Below are 18,060 nucleotides of genomic sequence, written 5' to 3'. Positions count from 1 at the left end.
GCTAACATTATTTATAATACATCAAAATTGGTCAAGAATCAATCGAAAAGATTTATCTTTAGTGTGACTATAATTTAATGTAAACTAACATTATGACTTCACTAGGAGGACGTTATGAGAAAAGCATTTAGTTTATTTATAATATTGACATTCATCATTGTACAATTGGCTGTTATACCCGTAGGAGTGGTCCTTGGTTTCATCTACCAAGATCTTACACAAGCTGAGTTAATTGAAAAAATAATGCCTTATCAGTTTGGTGCATTTGTGTTCGGTGCGATTGCAGTAATTATATTAGGTAATACACATAAAGATAAAAATATTTTCGAACGTAGTGAAAATAAATCGCCTTTATATGTAACCGTTCTTTGGATAATCGGCGGTACATTTCTTGCGTACACTTCTCAAATCGTAGCGGGTCTCATAAACGTCTATTTACTTGGGAATCCAATCGAGAGTGAAAATACAGAAAGTATTATAGATATGGTTTTAGGCGCACCTTATATGGTTATACTTGTTGTTGTACTCGGTCCGATTATAGAGGAATATGTATTTAGAAGAGCAATTTTTGCAGAGCTATATGAAGTTCTGGCACGTATAAATAAAGGTGTAGCATTCTTACTTGCAGGACTAATCAGCGGAATAATTTTTGCTTTAGCGCATTGGGACTTTACACACATACTCATCTATCTTGCGATGAGTTATACGTTTAGTTTTGTATATTTGATGACAAAACGATTAATTGTGCCTATCATGGTACATATGATCATGAACGGTATCGTTGTACTGTTACAAGTCGCTCTAAAAGATCAAATCGACGCATTAGAAAAATTACAATCTGCAACTCAATTTATCATTCAACTATTTTAAGTTTAATATAGGCTCTGTTAAATAATATTGTTGATAAAAGACTAATAAAGAAAAAAGGACCTATTATGGTCCTTTTATTAGCTAATATTCTTCTAATATCCACTTTTAATGATGAGTATTACTCAACAATCGCACCCGATTGCGAAACAACCTACTTAGCATAATATAGTTTGATTTTCACTAAATATCCTTATTCTTTGATGGAAAAATCATATCCTGTTAAGGGTTTTTGGGTAGAAGAATGGATAATTACTCCTGTTACCAAAGAAATAAATCCCCAGATTAATGCCAGAAAATGGACTTGTGGTTCCGGTATAGTATTAATGAAAAGAAATCCAAGTGATACACCTAGCATAACAAGTATGAAATATAGGTAATCTAAATGAACCCAGCAAAGAATAACCAAATGAGCCGCATTTATGATGCACAAAACAGCTAGCAACATATATGGATCTAATTCTTTAACAAGTAATAAAACTGGAATACAAACAGCGGTGATAGAAGAAGCAAATCCTACTAATGATGAATACTGATTAGGTTCTGCCGACATCCGCATAACTTTAAAAAGTAGCCAACCAAACAATGGAATGAGCAATCCACCCCACAGATAAAATTCCCCGATTACCGTGTCAGGCAATACATAAGTTAAGATAAATGCCATTAACCAAAATGCTGACCCTGCCATTAGCATAAATCCTCCGCCTCGATATTCTTTGATAAAGTCATAACGATCTTGATTGATTTCAATGTCTTTAGGTACAAAAGGTATTCTCATAGTTAACTCCCTTTCATTCTTCTTCCGTTAAATTATCCTGTTTGTTGAATATCACATTAGTTACACATTACCATAATACATCAACGCAACAACTAATCATTCATAGGGAGTAAGGGAGTAAGAAACCAAAGGCAACTTGCCTTGCTTTAGATGGATTTAAAGGGAAGTTATTTGTTTAGAGCCATATTTAAGCAAATAGTTCCCTGCATTTTACCCTGCCGAAGTGGATTTTTGACTAAATAAAAGGAAATAAAGAGACAAGGAAAAGGAGCTAAATTTTGAGGGATTTAGCTCCTTTTTAGTTAATACAACTTTTTCCACAATCGCACCCAATAGTGGAAGTGCCACTATTTTATTAAAGGCTACTCGACTTATGCCAATGAACCACTTCCGTACCTGCAACCCAATCATAAACATTTTTCTTTTTTTTATTTGTGAAGGGAATTATTAGATATGTTAATATTGCAAGATTGACAACGTTTAGGATTATATAAACGGTAATTTCAGAAAGGCTAGAAGGAAGCATTAATCGCCATACACCAAAGTGAGCAATCTCCCAAGGCAGAAACTTGACCGCAGTTCGCAAAGCTGAACGGCCAATACTAATACGGTAGCCGAAATCGTCAACAACGCGGATGCCCATTTTCCTCTTTCCTAATGTCCCTTGCCATTCAGAACATTCACAGAAAATGAAGTAGAGCGAAACAGGCAATGTTATCATAAAAAAACCTGTAAGTTCAGCTGTTACTGGCGAACTAGAAAATAGTGGTTCAATATATGGACGGAATACAAACGAAATGGTACCTACAACAAATATTCCATATACAGCGATAACAAGATAATCTAAAAGGAACGCATATATACGTTTTTTAAATGGCGCATAAGACACAGAAATTGCCTCCTCTATCACTAACTTTTAATTAAATAATCTGGCCCGTTTGTTGAACATTGAGCCTAAACTAACTTGACCAATAGTATATCAGAATTATTAGAAAAGTGCGTTCGAATATTAGATTTCCTTCTTACTAAATGACTCGAAAAGCTAATACTCATACGTTCTTAATGACTGATAGGTTTCGTTAATTGGAAATAAACAGCTTTCCACTATCATTTTACTTATCGAACCACTATCGCTTCTGTGCTTTACAATATCTAAGAATTGAAACCAGCTCAAATAATGGTCGAGGTATTTTGTCGCCACGCCATTAAATCGTTGTATCCAGCCTTTTAACCGACTGTGATAGTTATTCACATTTTGGATATGGTAAATGCCCCTAACTCGCTCAACTCCGTCTGATTTGAAACGATAATGCTCTTCGATACCTTTACTTTTAGCGTAGGTTGAAAAAGCTCTCCAAGCATCGGTACATAGCTTGTTATCTGGCGATATCTTTGAACCTATCGCTTCTTCTAACTGAGACTTAACTGGACGACCACGTCCTAGTACACCTGAAAAGGTCGATTTTTGTCGGTCTCTTGCAATCAGGACACATATCTGCTCACGACTAATCCCACGAAAACGTGAAGAACCACCACGCTTTCGTGGTTTACGGTCTTTGATATTTCGTTTACCTTTTTCGGAGTAAAGGAAGTAAGTTTCATCCATTTCTACGATGCCTGAAAATTTATCAAAGTCCATTTGGTTTAGAGCAGCTAATATTTTATGTCTCCAATAGAACAAAGTGACATAATGAATTCCTCCAATGAGTTCTGCCGATTTACGAAGGGAATAACCTTCCAACATACACTTAATGAACTCTATCCATTTATCAGGCTTATGGGTACGATAAAAAAAAATGGCTTGAAAATCTTAGCAATCAGATTTTCAAGCCAATTGATTATAAAAATAATTAGATGGATATACTCATTTTAGGACCAAATGGTTCGTAGTTGATTTGATCCATTTCGAATCCTTCATCTTGTAAGAAGTGGATCATTGATTGCATGAAATCCATAGAACCACAGAGATATACTGAATGTTCAATATAATCTCTGAAGTCTTTACCTGATAAACGACCTTGCTCATGTGTTAAACGAACTTCTACATCGATTTTTTCTTTTAATGCCTCTAACTCTTCTTTAAATGGAAGTTCAGATTCATTTCTAACGCTATAAATTAATTTTATAGATTTATTATTGCCAAGAGCCTCTTCAATCATAGACATAATTGGAGTGATACCAACTCCACCTGCGATAAACAGTAAGTGGTCGTCTGATGGATCAAGTAGGAAGTCTCCTGCTGGTGCTGAAATTTCTACAGTGTCACCGATGTTTAATTCGTTAAACATGTGATGTGAAACAACACCTTTCTCATCGCCTTTACCTTCGCGTCTTACAGCAAACTGTAATCCATTTGAAGTATCTATACTTGAGATTGAGTAGTGTCTTAATGCATCATATTCTGAATTCTCAGGTTTTACTTTAACAGTAATGTATTGACCTGCTCGTACAGCAAAATTAAGCACATCATTTTTAACAGTAAATCTAACAATATCGTCTGAAAGAAGTTCTTTATTTATAACTTCAAAAGGTTGGAAACCATCCCAGTCTGCTTCTTTATACATATTTTTTTCAACATCAATAAATACTTGTGCAATTTGACCATAATATTTTTCCCAAGCGATAAGAATATCTTCTGTTGCATTTGGACCAAGTACATGTTTAATTGCCTCCAACAGATATTTACCGACAATTGGGTAGTGTTCAGGCTTTACGTTTAACGCACGGTGCTTGTGACCAATTCCAATTACTACTGGAAGGATCGCTTCAAGGTTGTCGATATGACGCGCTGCTGCAAGTACAGTCTTAGCTAGAGCTTCTGGCTGATCTCCCACCTTTTGATTTGTTTGGTTAAACATATTTAATAGTTCTGGATGAGCTTCAAACATTTTTCTATAGAAAGTTTTCGTAATTCCTGTACCATACTCTTCTAAAACAGGTACAGTGCCTTTAATTATATCTTTCTCCTGTTCTGTTAACACAGTAACACTCCTTTAATGTTATTACTTATGACAGTATATATGAAAAATCTTTTATATAAATTGACTCACATCATTTTTTAAACGTTTTCATAAAAAAGACAGTACATGATTCATGTACTGTCTATATTAGAATCCACGACCTGCGCCGCCACCGCCACCAGAACCGCCACCGAAGCCGCCACCGCCAAAGCCGCCACTACCAAAGCCGCCACCAAAGTGACCACCTGAGTTACCGCTCGTAAATATTGGTGGATAAAGACCACGTCTTCTGCGACCACCTGAAGGTGGACCCCCTTTACCACTTTTGTAGAGTAGCCATATCAAAATCATTATAAAAATAATCGAGATGATAACTTCAGCGAATGAAGGTACTTCCTCATTTTTAGGCCGATCATTCGTAAATTGTTGTGATTCAGGATCCCAACCATAAGCGTCTAGACTTTCGTCATAGAGTGCTTTGTATAAGTTTTTCAAACCTGCGGAAAAGTCTCCGCGTCTTAAATCATCAAGTGCTACCGTATCAATAATACGACCAATTTTTGCATCGTTTAAATATCCTTCAATTTCATAACCAACTTGTACATCAATTCCACGGTTATTAAACTCATTGCCATTATCAAGATTTAGGAAAATAACTATTCCATTATCTCGGTCTTTTTTACCTACACCATAGTCTCTAAGCGCTCTAAGCGCAAAGTCCTGACGGTGTTCTTGTCCGACACTCTCCATTGTGAGCAGAAGCAGCTCGACTCCTGTCCCTTTTTCAAGGTGTTCACCGAGCGTGTTAATCTCAGCAATTTCCGCTTCGGATAATACATGCGCATTATCTTGTACATATAAATGTGATGTATTTAGTTCAGGTAAGTCCACGCGTGCACTAGCGCTAGAACTTATGAATAAAGAGAAAATCGCAATGAGTGCAATGATGCGTTTCATTAGTCTTCACCAGAGTTATCCTCTTGGTTAGTATTAAAATCAACTTCCGGTGTATTTTTTACGTTTGCATCTGCTTCGAAATATGGTTTTTTATCGAAGTTGAAAATTGTTGCAATAATGTTATTAGGAAAAGTTCTTGTTTGTCTATTGAACTCCTGTACTGCAGTGTTATAATCATTTCTCGCTACTGCGATACGATTTTCTGTACCTGCTAATTCATCTCTTAAGCCAGTGAACTGTTCACTCGCTTTAAGTTCAGGATAGTTTTCAGCAATTGCAAGTAAACGAGATAATGCAGATGTCATTTCATCGTTTGCTGCACTCATCTCTTCTACTCCACTTGCTCCAGCAAGTTTTGCGCGTGCATCTGCAATGTCAGTAAATATTTCTTTTTCGTGAGATGCATATCCTTTGACCGTATTAACTAAGTTAGGAATCAGTTCTCCACGTCTTTGTAACTGCGTCTCAATCTGTGCTTCTTTTTGATTTACTTCTTCGTCTAATTGAACAAAGCTATTGTACTTTGGCATGAGGATCATTGCTGCGATTATAATAATCCCAACGATCACTAATATTGGTAATAAAAATTTTTTCATAGTATGTACTCCTTAATATAGTCTATTAGTACATTATATCCTTTTAAACTATTTTATAAACCATGACTATCCATTTTTTATGTGAGTAGTGTAAAATAGGAATTAACTAATAAAAAGGAGTGACACAATGGTTACTAAGTTTAAGGATTACGAATATAAACGTCCGGATCTTGATGTATTAACCGAAGCGGTGAACAAAGTTTTGAAAGCGTTTGACAAATCAGAAAGTGTTGAAGATGAAAAACAAGCAATCTTTGATTACAACGCTTTAATGAATAAATTTTACAATATGAGCACACTCGCGTCTATCAGAGCATCAATTGATACAAATGATAAATTTTACGATGAAGAGCGTAATTTTTATGATGAGTTTAGTCCAAATGTGTCTGAACTTGACAACAAGTTCAAGAAAAGACTTGCGGGCAGCAAATTCCGTGACCAATTAGAAAAAGAATTCGGTTCACAATTATTTGCATTAACAGATAATGCACTTAAGGAATTCGACCCTTCAATTATGGAATTAATGAAAGAAGAAAACAGACTCACTACTGAGTATTCTAAATTACTTGCAAGTGCGCAAATTGATTTTGACGGCAAAACGTTATCTCTTACAGAGTTTGGTAAATACATGATTGACAGTGATCGTGAAGTGCGTAAGAATGCAACCTTAGCTGTTCAAGGATTCATGGGTGAAAACTTAGATAAAATCGATACGATTTACGATAACCTTGTTAAAGTTCGTGATAAAATGGCAAAAACACTTGGTCTTAAAGACTTTGTTGAGCTTGGTTATATTCGCATGAACCGTATCGGCTATGACAGAGATATGGTTGAAAATTTCCGTAAACAAATTGAAGCGCACGTTGTGCCAATTGTAAGTGACTTAAAACGTCGTCAGAAAGAGCGTATAGGTGTAGATTCATTAAAATCATATGACTCAGCATTTGAATTTAACAATGGTAATCCTATTCCTAAAGGTTCTACAAAAGAAATTATGGAAAAAGGTGCAAAGATGTACAAAGAACTTTCACCTGAAACAGATGAGTTCTATACGTACATGATAGAGCGTGATTTATTCGATGTTGAAGCAAAAAAAGGTAAAGAAGGCGGCGGATATTGTACGTATATTAACGACTACAAATCACCATTCATCTTTTCAAACTTCAATGGTACTCAAGGCGATGTTGAAGTACTGACGCACGAAGCAGGACACGCATTCCAAGTGTATTCATCTAGAGACGTTGTTGTCCCAGAATATATCTGGCCTACAATGGAAGCTGCTGAGATTCACTCAATGAGCATGGAGTTTTTCACATATCCATGGATGGAGTTATTCTTTGAAGAAGATACTGATAAATTCAAGTTTTCTCACGTATCAGGAGCTTTAGAATTCCTACCATACGGTGTGGCTATCGACGAGTTCCAGCACGTTGTATATGAGAACCCAGAACTCACACCAGAAGAACGTCGTAATGAATGGAAAAAAATTGAAGAGAAATATCTTCCTGAGACAGACTATGATGGTATTGAACCTTTAATTCACGGTTCATTATGGCATCGTCAAGGACACGTATTCGCTGCACCATTCTATTATATTGACTACACGCTTGCTCAAGTAGTTGCGTTACAGTTCTGGAAACGTGCGAATGAGGACTTTGAAGGTGCATGGAAAGATTACCTTACAATTTGTAAATTAGGTGGCTCATTACCTTTTGGAGAGATCGTTAAGAGCGCGAACCTTTTATCACCGTTTGAAGATGGTACATTAGAATCTACTATAGCTCACGTTAAAGACTTCTTAAACACCATTGACGATAAAAATTTATAATTTTTCTAAAAAAAGAGACCTCTGAAGTCCATCATGGATTTCAGAGGTCTCTTTTAGTTTACTTTCTATGACGTGATTTTTTTATCGGTCTAAATGACAACATGAGTAATGCAAAACCAAGAATTATTATCTCAAAGATGTAGATCAATTCAATGTCTTCTGCAATCCCTGTCTCTGGTAAACGATCGATATTATACTTCGTTACTTTTTTTTCTTCGTTTTTTACAGTAGCTCTTGACTCCATAACTACTTGTTCTTCTACTGTTGTATCCTCTTCAGGCATTTCAATAGGTTTTAAAGCATCTTGAAGTTTATCATCCAAATCTTTGATATCTGCAGGAGGGGTTGGAGTGTTTTCACTCTCTTCTCCTGGAGCACTGTCTCCATTCTTATCGTCAAAAGGTTCTTCAGGAGTAATACCCTCGTTTTCGTCATCGAGTTCGTCAGAACCGTCTTCTGGCTTTTCTACAGGTATTTCAGGAGTCGTCTCAGTTGGATCTTCAGTGACAGGCTCTTCTTCTGTCGCTTCATTAGACGAAATACCCACTTCACTTGAATCATCTTCCGTGTCCACAGGTTCTTTATATTCAACAATTGTATCTAAATCAGTTTCGTCAGGTGCAAGATCATCATTTACAAATTCAGGACTTGTTACCGGATCGCTTGCTTTGTTTAGGACTTCATTTAATTTATCTTTTGAATCGCGTGCATCTGTTACAGGTTCTGAGAGAACATCTGTTGGTATCTCTTCTGCATGACTTATAGAATGTGTAGATGTACAAATTAATAATATGCCTAACATCAAGCTGCTCATTAATTTAATTGTTTTTTGCATAATATCACGCGTCCATTCGTCCCTTTTTTACAATTATAATAGACGTAAGCCATCTATTCCATTAAAAAATCCCATTGTTACACATATGTAATAACAATGAGATATAACATTAACCTTCATTTCTGGATAATGTTTAATTTCTTGAAGCTCGGATTGTCTTTAACCAGCTTACATATGTAGAAGAATAAAACATCTATCACCATGAGTTGCGATATCCTGTTAGTCATGTTGATATCCACTACATTTGCCTCTTCTGAACTGACCTCTATACTAATATCAGCATATCTCGTTAGATGATTCATGTTTTGTTGAGACAATACAATTACAGTAAGACTTTGCTCTTTCGCAAATCTCAAAATATCGATAACTTCTTTTGAATGACCTTTAGCTGAGATTACAAATAATAGCTCCTTTTCATTCGCTGTTTTAAGCCGTTCTAACATCAATGTGCGGTCTGATGTACAATATGCATTGAAGTTCAAACGCTGCAATTTTTGTTCTATATCTCTCGCTGTATTACCTGAATCTGACACACCAAAAACAAGTGTTCTACTTGCTTTTGAAATCATTCTGGCCGCTACAGTGAGGGCTTGGTAATCGATGATTTTTTCGGTGTTATATAGAGAACGCAAAGTGTTATGAAAGACTTTTTGAAAGATTGTTTCATCGCCATCATTATTTAAGTTAATGATTCGAGAAAGACCTGTATCAGGCTCTTCTGTCAGTTCTTTCACTAGCTCAATCTTTAATTCCTTGATTCCGCTTAAACCAATGCGCTTTGCGAATCTAACAACAGCCGCATCACTTGTTTTACTCGCTTCAGCAATTTTTTTAACTGCCATTCGAGTGACTTCTTCAGGTTGATTCAAGATGAATTTTGCGATCCGTTTTTCTACGGGTGTCATTGTCGGATACATTTTTTTAATCTGCTCAAGAACAGAATACAAAGGCATCACCTCAAATAATTAGTATTACGTTAATTATGTATAGCGTTAAGTTTTGTCTCTACTTGTGATTATCGGTGATTCATGAGTGCTCGATAATTTATAATACGTCATTTCAACTAAACAATTGCCGCTCTCAGTCATAAGCTCTACACCTACAGCATCTTCACTTGGGAAAATACGTGCAGTCATCGTGTGTTCACCATCATTTAAGAATACTTCTATACTTGTCTTATCCATAAAAATTCTTAAGTTTTCGAGTGGTCTTAATAATTGAACAGTACGTGTTGTGCCATCAACCTCATTGATTTCTTCACCACTAAATGTACGGTCCAAAATGACTGTTTGTTTTTCCGCATTATATTGTATGATTGTTTCTTCTCTGCGACTCTTTCTTAATAAAAATGATAATTTGTCTGTGGCGACTTCCTTTAATTTAATATTCAATTCGTACTGATCACCATAGAAATCTGCGATTTTTTTGGGGTATTGATCAAAATAGCCCAAAGCTGTAATTGGTTCGCTTCTTAATTTCTCTAAGTTAGGATGTGGTGTTTGAATGATGCGATCTTCTTTAATAGTCAATACGCGTGGAATTGTCAGAGCGTTTTTAACTCCATCTTTTTCTGTTGGGTATACTGACTCATGCGCTGACATCGAGGCAATCATGATTCGCTTGTTGTTTTCATCAAGCGTTGTAATTGGTCTATAGAAATCAAATCCATTATCAAATTCGTGAAAATCATCATGATCGACGAAAAGTGAGTTGTACTCAAAATCGTTAACCATGTATCCAGACTGATAGATGTTCCAAAAATTATTCTTGAATTTATCTAGTCCTCTTGGGTTTATTATCATAACTGCCACATCATCAATCGGGAAAATTTCTGGGGATTCCCAAAAATAACCAAACATGTCATAACCTGTGTTTAATTCTCCGAGTAACTCTAGCGTTTCAATTGAATCGCCACGGTACATCACTGCACGACCAAACTCAGAATCATTCATAGTACCTAGCATTAAGTTCACTTCACTACCTTCAGTAAAGACAAACGGATTTCTAAAATACGTATTGTATTTTGAATGAATACCACGAATGATTGGCGCTGGTATTTTCTGAACTCTAAAGCCCGTATCTACAACACCAGCAAGTTGATGTGTGATGTATTCGCCACTTTTCTCTTGTATACCTGTGTAGAATAACGTTAAAACATTATCTACAACTGCCAGACTTCCACCGTAAATATTATAGCTATCGTACAGATCATTTGGACGCACCTTTACACCTTCGTTTTGAAACTCCACTAAGTCTTTAGAGGTGACATGGTAAAGATACGTTACACTTGTATTCTCCGTCGTCGGTTGCCATTCATAAAAAAGATGGTATAACCCGTTGATGTAACAGAATCCACACGGTGCGCCCATCGTACCAATAACGGGTTGAACGTGATAGTTTAGACGATAAGGAGAATGCATCGCTTCTTTGACTTTTTTATCTAAAATATCACTATCTATGTGCTCAAGTCTTTGCATTACTCATCCTCCTCTAATGATTGTAATAGTGCTTTTTCTTCTGATTTTAAGTATCGCTTGTAGCCTGTTTTCGAAACAATAATACTAATTTCATATAATAGAATCATTGGAATTGTAAGTAAGACGTGTGTCATTAAATCTGGCGGCGCGATTATTGCTGCGATCACAAACAGTACAAAGTAAGCATATTTACGATATTTCTTTAACTTCATTGGTGTGATAATCCCAAGCTGAGTTAAAAATAGTACGAGTATGGGCATTTGAAATACAGCGCCAAATGGTAGCACTGTTCTCATCAAGAATCCGAAATATTCATTGATACCAATTGTTGAAATGATACCCATATCTATTGAAAGTTGGAATGTAAATTCCATAATATATGGAACTAATACGAAATAACTAAACACGATTCCGATGAGCATGAGTATGAATGCAACAGGAATATATAGAAGCGTCACTCTTCGCTCATTCTCATAAAGTCCAGGTGAAACGAATGCCCATAATTGATATAAAATTATCGGTGAAACAATTATAAATGCAATCACGACAATAACAGTTAAGTATATTTTTAATGGATCGGTGACGTTAAATGCATGCATTTCAATTGCGTCAGTCCAAGGTGCTGATTGTAAAAATTTCACGGTTGGTTTTGCGAAGAAAAAACCAACAAAAATGGCTGCTACAAAGAAGTACGTTGTAAATAATACGCGTTTTCGCAACTCATCTAAGTGCTCCATTATTTCTTTTTCTTCATGCATTTAATTCTCACCTCATTGAAAAAAAAGGTGGCCATGGCCACCTCAGATAATCATTATTTTGTTACTTTATCTTCTGATTTAACTGTGCTAACTTCTTCAAGTTTTTTAGGCTCTTCTTCTTCTTCATCATTTAACCCATTGAAGCCAGCCTTAAATTCTTTAAACGTTGTACCTACTGAACGACCAAGTTGTGGCAATTTTGTTGGTCCGAAAATTAATAATGCAATCGCAGCAATTATAATCAAGCTAATTGGTGCTGGAACCATAAGCGTTGCTGGTAATAGAATGCTCATAATCATCCTCCTCTGTTATTTATGCTTCATATAGAATAATAAAGCTTGCATCTCAACACCTAAATCGATGTTGTGAACCGTTACCTTTTTTGAAACTTCTAACTTTTCTGGAGTGAAGTTTAGAATCCCTTTAATGCCTGCAGCCTCAAGGCGTTCAGCAATTTTAACTCCCGCTTCACCTGGAACAGTAAGAATCGCAACTTCTGCGTGATGATCTTTGATTACTTCTTCTAATTTATCTGTGTGTAAGACTTCTACCTCGTTGATTACATTTCCGATGATAGAATCCTTATTATCAAATGCTGCTATGATACTCATTTTATCATGAATATTTGTAAATTTGTAGTTTAAAAGTGCACTTCCAAGGTTTCCTGTACCGACTAAAATAACATGTTTTAATCCTGTACCCTGCACCTGTTCTGAAAAGAACTTTACTAGTGCACGAACATTATAACCATAACCTTTACGTCCCAGTTCTCCAAAATATGAAAAATCTCGACGAATTGTAGCCGAATCGATATCAAGTGCCTCACTAATCTCTCTAGAGGATACTCTGTCTACACCATTGCTTTCACTTTGTTTAAAATACTTAAAGTAAAGCGGTAATCGATTCAATGTAGCATTAGGAATTTTGCGTTTTTTTGACAACCGGTATCACCTCATACATCTTGTTCTCCAATTATACCATAAACCGCAGACCATTTATGTGAATTTTTATATGTCGAAAACTTATCTGAAATGATGTAATATTATTCTAAAGTGAGGTTAAAAATGATGATCGTTATGCAACTCCAAAATGTGAGCAAACATTTTAGTGGTACAGATATCATACATGGTATTAATTTAGAGATAAAATCAGGCACTACAACAGGTATTGTCGGTAAGAATGGTGCAGGTAAAACGACGCTCATGCGCATGATGGCAGGTGACCTTTCATATGAAGGAATTATCTCAACACCTAGAGGCATGACAGTTGGGTATTTATCTCAACAGATGACTTTAGACAGTGATGCTACTGTTCGGAGTGAGATGGAGTCTGCTTTCAGTGACGTATTAAAAGTAAAAGAAAAGATGGATGCAGTTACTGAATGGCTTGCAGAGCATGAATACACAGATCCTGATTACGATAATAAGATAAAAGAATTTGAATCATTGCAGTCATACTTTGAAACACACCATGGTTATATCATCGATGTGGAAATTAAAACAGTATTAACTGGGCTCAATTTTGAATTGTCTGATTTAGATAGAAACATCAATGAATTCTCTGGTGGTCAAAAAACACGTCTCGCATTAGGTAAATTGCTCTTAGAACGACCTGATGTGCTACTTTTAGACGAGCCTACTAACCACTTAGACTTAGAGACAGTCGAATGGTTAGAAGCATACTTAAGGAGATATACAGGTGCGATTGTAATTATTTCCCACGACCGTTATTTCTTAGATCAGATCGTTGATTCTATATACGAGATTGAGTACGGTAAAGGAACTGTCTATCACGGTAATTATTCGAATTACATGAAAGCTAAAGATGAGATTTACAAGAAGCAAATGAAGCTCTATGAAGCTCAGCAAAAAGAAATCAAAAGACTCGAAACTTTTGTTGAGAAAAACATTGCGAGAGCATCAACGAGTGGTATGGCTAAAAGTAGGCGTAAAATGCTGGAACACATGCATGTCATGGATCGTCCAGATTATGATTATAGAAAAGCAAGCTTCCATTTTGATATAGAGAGAGAAAGTGGAAATGACGTTCTCCGAGTGAATGATCTTACAATTGGTTACAATAATCTCATATTAACTGAGCATTTAAATTTTCATGTTGAGAAAAATGATCGACTTGCGATCCTTGGACCAAATGGTATTGGTAAATCAACACTTATAAAGACAATTGCAAAATTAATTCCGGTCATTAGCGGAGATATACTTTACGGTACTAACGTTTCGATAGGATACTATGACCAGAAGCAGGCTGAGTTTTCATCAAACAATACAGTTTTAGAAGAATTATGGGAAGAATATCCGCACATGTCAGAAAAAGATGTACGCAGCGTTCTTGGTCAATTCTTATTCTCTCAAGATGACGCTATGAAGCGTGTGAATAACTTGAGCGGTGGAGAAAAAGCGAGAATTCAAATTTCAAAACTGATGCTAGAGAAGAACAACTTGTTAATTCTCGATGAGCCTACAAACCATTTGGATATTAGCAGTAAAGAAGTATTAGAACAAGCGCTTCTCGATTATCCTGGTACACTAATCGTCGTCTCACACGACCGTTACTTTATCAGTAAAATAGCGAACAGAGTGATGGAAATTGATCAAGACAAAGTATTTCTTGTCAATGGAGACTATGACTACTATCTCCATAAGAAAGAAGAGCGAATCGCTGAAGAAAATGCCGAAATGATAGTTGAAGTTGAAGAGAAAAATAAAGTGAATATAGATTACGAAGAGCAAAAACGTCGTCGTTCTGAAATTCAAAAAATTCAACGTGAACGAGATGCTGAAGAAAATAAAATTCATGATTTAGAAGCTGAGATTGAAAAGATTGAAATCAAGATGACTGATCCTGAGGTTTTTAACGATTATGAAAAACTAGATTCGCTTAATGAACACCTAACTACACTTACTGATAACCTAGAATATGCAATGCACGCATGGGAATCAGCAGTCGAACGCTTAGCCGAACTTGAACTTGATTAACATCAAGTTCTTTTTTTTAGACAATATGTTCGCTTTTAAGTTATACACATGGTAAATGTTGATTTTAACGCTTTTCAACTAGTTTATCCACAAAAAGCAGAGTTATCCACACAGTTATCCCCATTTAATTATAGATTACCCACATAGTTATTAACAAGTTATCCACATCTGTGGATAAAACGTATGTTCTGTCTTGACATGAAAAGAGCGTAAAGGATCTTTAAAGAATGAAACGTATGTTCTACATTCTATATTTTCAACAAAATACCTTCCAAAGTTAAACGAATTAACCAAGGAAGGTATCTATAATATTAGAAGCTAAACTCTTCAATATCTATATAATTTTGTCCATTTAGATCGAGATCTGCAAAGTGTTTTTTTTGATATAATTCATAGGCAACTGCACCTATCATTGCCGCGTTGTCTGTGCAGTATTTAAGAGCAGGAATGTATAAATTAAAATCATGTTCTTTACTTAAATTTTCAAAGCGTGTTCTTAATCCACTATTCGCTGCTACCCCACCTGCAACAATTAACTCTTTAACGCCTTCAGTTTTAATTGCATCGATTGTCTTCTCAGTGAGTACATCTATAACACTCTCTTGGAAGCTTCGAGCAACATTCGCTTCGTTAATCGGATTGTTCTTCTGACGTTCGTTGTGGAGTGTGTTGATGACCGCTGATTTTAGTCCGCTAAAACTAAAGTCGAAGCTATCTTTATTTAGGAACGCACGTGGGAAGTTGAACGTGTCCTCACCTTCTTTAGCAAGTCGATCAATTTCAGGTCCTCCTGGATATGATAGACCTAATACACGTGCAACTTTGTCATAAGCCTCTCCTACTGCATCATCTCTCGTCTCTCCAAGAACTGTAAAGTCTAGGTGTTGCTCCATCTTAATGAGCTCTGTATGTCCACCTGAGACAATCAGTGCGACAAGCGGGAATTGCAATTCATGCTCTAATTGATTTGCATAGATGTGTCCTGCAATATGGTGAACAGGAATTAGTGGCAAATCATATGCAAATGCAAATGCTTTCGCCGCATTTAAACCGATAAGCAAAGCACCAATTAGTCCTGGTCCATAAGTCACAGCAACTGCATCTAGATCACTTGGAGCTAGATTTGCTTCTTTCATCGCTTCTTCAATAACGACTGTAATAGATTCTACGTGATGTCTGCTCGCTACCTCAGGAACAACTCCACCAAAGCGTTTATGACTCTCTATCTGGCTTACAACGATGTTTGAAAGTACTTCGTTACCATTTTGAATCACACTCGCTGCAGTCTCATCACAGCTCGTCTCAATCGATAAGATTTTAATGTCTTTCATCTAAGTTCACCCACATTACATGTGCATCCATACCTGGACCATAATAATCTTTTCTGATTCCACCGTAGAGAAATCCGAGTGATTCGTACAGATTGATTGCACTCTTATTTTTAACGTTCACTTCAAGCGACACCCTTTTCACTGGTGGTTGCATATAGTCCATCGCAAAGTTCAATAACTGCTTTGCATACCCTTTACCCTGCTGCTCTCTCTTCACAGCTATTGTCGTAATCTGTCCATCGTCAATAACCATCCACATACCAATGTAGCCGATAATTTCTTTATCTTTTTCAAGAACAAAGTAATGCGCAAAGTTATTAAGCGTCACTTCATGGATATATGTCTCTTTCTTCCATGTCGTTAATGGAAATGCTTCTTCTTCTATTTTATGAACATCATCAATATCGTCTAACATCATTTTTCGGATGTTGATTCTATCCAATTGCGTTCAGCCTCCGATATCCTAAGGTAATCTGGCACCACACTATGAGCATCCACTTCATTAAGAGCGTCCATATAGTTCACGACATTCCCAATACGACTCATCACATGCGTCATATTACCTTCAAAGTTTTGTTTTAAGGAAGTATTCGCAATAACTGTCGCACCCATTTCCATTACTGACTTATTAAACTCTTCAAAAGATAAATACACCGGCTCTTTTAATGTAACAAAAGAATCTCCATCTAATTCATAGACCGCACCATAGATGTTGCCTCTACGGGCATCAATTACTGGCGCAACTACACCACGAAAGCTAGCAGCCATAACAAAAAGACTCGATACAGTAAAGATAGGAATGTTTAAAGCAACAGCAAGCGTTTTCGCTACTGTGACTCCAATTCTAACTCCTGTATAAGATCCAGGACCATTAGAAACGACTATACACTCTAATTCACTTTTCTTCAAATTCGTCATCTTTAAAAGCTGACTGATATAAGGCATTAAAGTCTCTGAATGTGTTCTTTTAATATTTATATTAATTTCAGCTAATATAATATCATCAGTAATAGCTATAGATAATACCTGATCAGATGTATCAATTAACAGTGTTTTCATTTAGTTCACCAACTAACTCAATATACTTATCACCAACAGGAGTTAACACAATCTCACGTGTTGATTCATCAACATAACCAATCGAGACATGAAGAAACTCCTTAGGTAAATAATCCTCAATAAAAGTATACCACTCCACAAGAGCAATATCTTCATCATTGAAATACTCATCAAATCCTAGATCCTCGTCGCTACCTTCAAGACGATAACAATCCATATGATGAATTTTATACTTACCTTTATAAGTCTTAATGATATTAAATGTAGGACTAGTCATATGACGCTTAACATCAAGACCCTTACCTATACTTTGTGACAGTGTCGTTTTGCCTGCACCTAAATCACCTTCAAGTAAAATAACCATACCAGGTAATAGTCGTTTACCTAAACGGATACCAAAAGACAATGTATCTGATAAAGAATTCATTATAAGTTTCAAGATAACACCTCATTTTATATAAAAAAAAGAGACCTTTCGGTCTCAATGCGGCTCATCGCATCCATAATATTTATTATGTATTGCCTAGCAGCGTCCTACTCTCGCAGGGAAACCCCAACTACCATCGGCGCTGGAGAGCTTAACTTCTGTGTTCGGCATGGGAACAGGTGTGGCCTCTC

At 36.2% G+C, this 18,060-nt stretch carries 18 protein-coding genes, 1 rRNA gene and 1 pseudogene; 3 read left to right on the top strand and 17 right to left on the bottom strand.

Annotation, left to right across the window (positions count from 1 at the left end; all coding sequences use genetic code 11):
• Positions 1-114 precede the first annotated feature (114 nt).
• On the top strand, positions 115-870 hold the full coding sequence (locus tag H9D55_RS03650) for a CPBP family intramembrane glutamic endopeptidase (RefSeq protein WP_186076957.1): 756 nt from the start codon (positions 115-117) through the stop codon (positions 868-870).
• A 190-nt stretch (positions 871-1,060) separates the two neighbouring features.
• Here the strand turns inward: H9D55_RS03650 and H9D55_RS03645 are convergent, their stop codons facing one another.
• From H9D55_RS03645 to H9D55_RS03620, 6 genes and pseudogenes are all read right to left on the bottom strand, one after another.
• Positions 1,061-1,645, bottom strand: a complete 585-nt coding sequence (locus H9D55_RS03645; protein WP_186076956.1) for a DUF7010 family protein — start codon at positions 1,643-1,645, stop codon at positions 1,061-1,063.
• Between the two features lie 355 nt (positions 1,646-2,000).
• Positions 2,001-2,534 carry an RDD family protein gene (locus H9D55_RS03640; protein ID WP_186076955.1) on the bottom strand — a complete coding sequence of 178 codons (534 nt, stop codon included), beginning with the start codon at positions 2,532-2,534 and terminating at the stop codon, positions 2,001-2,003.
• A gap of 153 nt (positions 2,535-2,687) precedes the next feature.
• Positions 2,688-3,434, bottom strand: a pseudogene (locus H9D55_RS03635) (IS1595 family transposase); the annotation flags it as partial.
• 61 nt (positions 3,435-3,495) lie between these two features.
• Positions 3,496-4,626 (bottom strand): globin domain-containing protein, encoded by a 1,131-nt coding sequence (locus H9D55_RS03630; RefSeq protein WP_186076954.1) that lies wholly within the window; start codon positions 4,624-4,626, stop codon positions 3,496-3,498.
• Between the two features lie 126 nt (positions 4,627-4,752).
• Entirely contained in the window at positions 4,753-5,562 is an 810-nt protein-coding gene (locus H9D55_RS08200; protein WP_186076953.1) for a TPM domain-containing protein, read from the bottom strand.
• Positions 5,562-6,158, bottom strand: coding sequence for a LemA family protein (locus H9D55_RS03620; RefSeq protein ID WP_186076952.1), 597 nt, complete (start codon positions 6,156-6,158; stop codon positions 5,562-5,564). Before H9D55_RS03620 ends, H9D55_RS08200 begins: the two co-directional genes overlap by 1 nt.
• A gap of 127 nt (positions 6,159-6,285) precedes the next feature.
• Here H9D55_RS03620 and H9D55_RS03615 point away from each other — a divergent pair, with 127 nt between their 5' ends.
• Positions 6,286-7,986: a M3 family oligoendopeptidase gene (locus tag H9D55_RS03615; protein ID WP_186076951.1), complete on the top strand. Its 1,701-nt coding sequence runs from the start codon at positions 6,286-6,288 to the stop codon at positions 7,984-7,986.
• Between the two features lie 58 nt (positions 7,987-8,044).
• Here H9D55_RS03615 and H9D55_RS03610 read toward each other — a convergent pair whose 3' ends face one another.
• The 6 genes from H9D55_RS03610 to H9D55_RS03585 form a co-directional block, all read right to left on the bottom strand.
• On the bottom strand, positions 8,045-8,821 hold the full coding sequence (locus tag H9D55_RS03610) for a prolipoprotein diacylglyceryl transferase (protein WP_186076949.1): 777 nt from the start codon (positions 8,819-8,821) through the stop codon (positions 8,045-8,047).
• A gap of 116 nt (positions 8,822-8,937) precedes the next feature.
• Complete coding sequence (locus H9D55_RS03605; protein ID WP_186076947.1) at positions 8,938-9,768, bottom strand: MurR/RpiR family transcriptional regulator; 831 nt, start codon at positions 9,766-9,768, stop codon at positions 8,938-8,940.
• A gap of 45 nt (positions 9,769-9,813) precedes the next feature.
• The gene (locus H9D55_RS03600; RefSeq protein ID WP_186076945.1) at positions 9,814-11,298 is read right to left on the bottom strand and encodes a glycoside hydrolase family 32 protein; all 1,485 of its coding nucleotides are present in this window, start codon (positions 11,296-11,298) and stop codon (positions 9,814-9,816) included.
• On the bottom strand, positions 11,298-12,056 hold the full coding sequence (tatC, locus tag H9D55_RS03595; RefSeq protein ID WP_186076943.1) for a twin-arginine translocase subunit TatC: 759 nt from the start codon (positions 12,054-12,056) through the stop codon (positions 11,298-11,300). The genes H9D55_RS03600 and tatC overlap by 1 nt, the downstream gene beginning before the upstream one ends.
• A 53-nt stretch (positions 12,057-12,109) precedes the next feature.
• Positions 12,110-12,349: a twin-arginine translocase TatA/TatE family subunit gene (gene tatA / locus H9D55_RS03590; RefSeq protein ID WP_235963101.1), complete on the bottom strand. Its 240-nt coding sequence runs from the start codon at positions 12,347-12,349 to the stop codon at positions 12,110-12,112.
• Between the two features lie 15 nt (positions 12,350-12,364).
• The gene (locus tag H9D55_RS03585) at positions 12,365-12,997 is read right to left on the bottom strand and encodes a redox-sensing transcriptional repressor Rex (RefSeq protein ID WP_186076941.1); all 633 of its coding nucleotides are present in this window, start codon (positions 12,995-12,997) and stop codon (positions 12,365-12,367) included.
• Positions 12,998-13,123: 126 nt separating this feature from the next.
• Between H9D55_RS03585 and H9D55_RS03580 the strand changes: the two genes are divergently transcribed.
• Positions 13,124-15,052: an ABC-F family ATP-binding cassette domain-containing protein gene (locus H9D55_RS03580; RefSeq protein ID WP_186077090.1), complete on the top strand. Its 1,929-nt coding sequence runs from the start codon at positions 13,124-13,126 to the stop codon at positions 15,050-15,052.
• 311 nt (positions 15,053-15,363) lie between these two features.
• Here the strand turns inward: H9D55_RS03580 and tsaD are convergent, their stop codons facing one another.
• The 5 genes from tsaD to rrf all read right to left on the bottom strand — a co-directional run.
• Entirely contained in the window at positions 15,364-16,383 is a 1,020-nt protein-coding gene (tsaD, locus tag H9D55_RS03575) for a tRNA (adenosine(37)-N6)-threonylcarbamoyltransferase complex transferase subunit TsaD (protein ID WP_186076940.1), read from the bottom strand.
• Entirely contained in the window at positions 16,370-16,825 is a 456-nt protein-coding gene (gene rimI, locus H9D55_RS03570; RefSeq protein WP_235963099.1) for a ribosomal protein S18-alanine N-acetyltransferase, read from the bottom strand. Before rimI ends, tsaD begins: the two co-directional genes overlap by 14 nt.
• Positions 16,798-17,442, bottom strand: coding sequence for a tRNA (adenosine(37)-N6)-threonylcarbamoyltransferase complex dimerization subunit type 1 TsaB (gene tsaB / locus H9D55_RS03565; protein WP_186076939.1), 645 nt, complete (start codon positions 17,440-17,442; stop codon positions 16,798-16,800). The genes rimI and tsaB overlap by 28 nt, the downstream gene beginning before the upstream one ends.
• A complete protein-coding gene (tsaE, locus tag H9D55_RS03560) occupies positions 17,423-17,869 on the bottom strand; it encodes a tRNA (adenosine(37)-N6)-threonylcarbamoyltransferase complex ATPase subunit type 1 TsaE (protein WP_186077088.1) in 447 nt (148 codons plus the stop codon). The genes tsaB and tsaE overlap by 20 nt, the downstream gene beginning before the upstream one ends.
• 94 nt (positions 17,870-17,963) lie before the next feature.
• Positions 17,964-18,060, bottom strand: a 5S ribosomal RNA gene (gene rrf, locus H9D55_RS03555); the annotation flags it as partial.

The organism is Phocicoccus pinnipedialis, assembly GCF_903994035.1.
In the GTDB taxonomy this organism is placed as follows: Bacteria; Bacillota; Bacilli; order Staphylococcales; family Salinicoccaceae; genus Phocicoccus; species Phocicoccus pinnipedialis.
The sequence above is the reverse complement of the archived record's forward strand: the minus strand, read 5'-3'. Positions and strand labels throughout refer to the sequence as shown.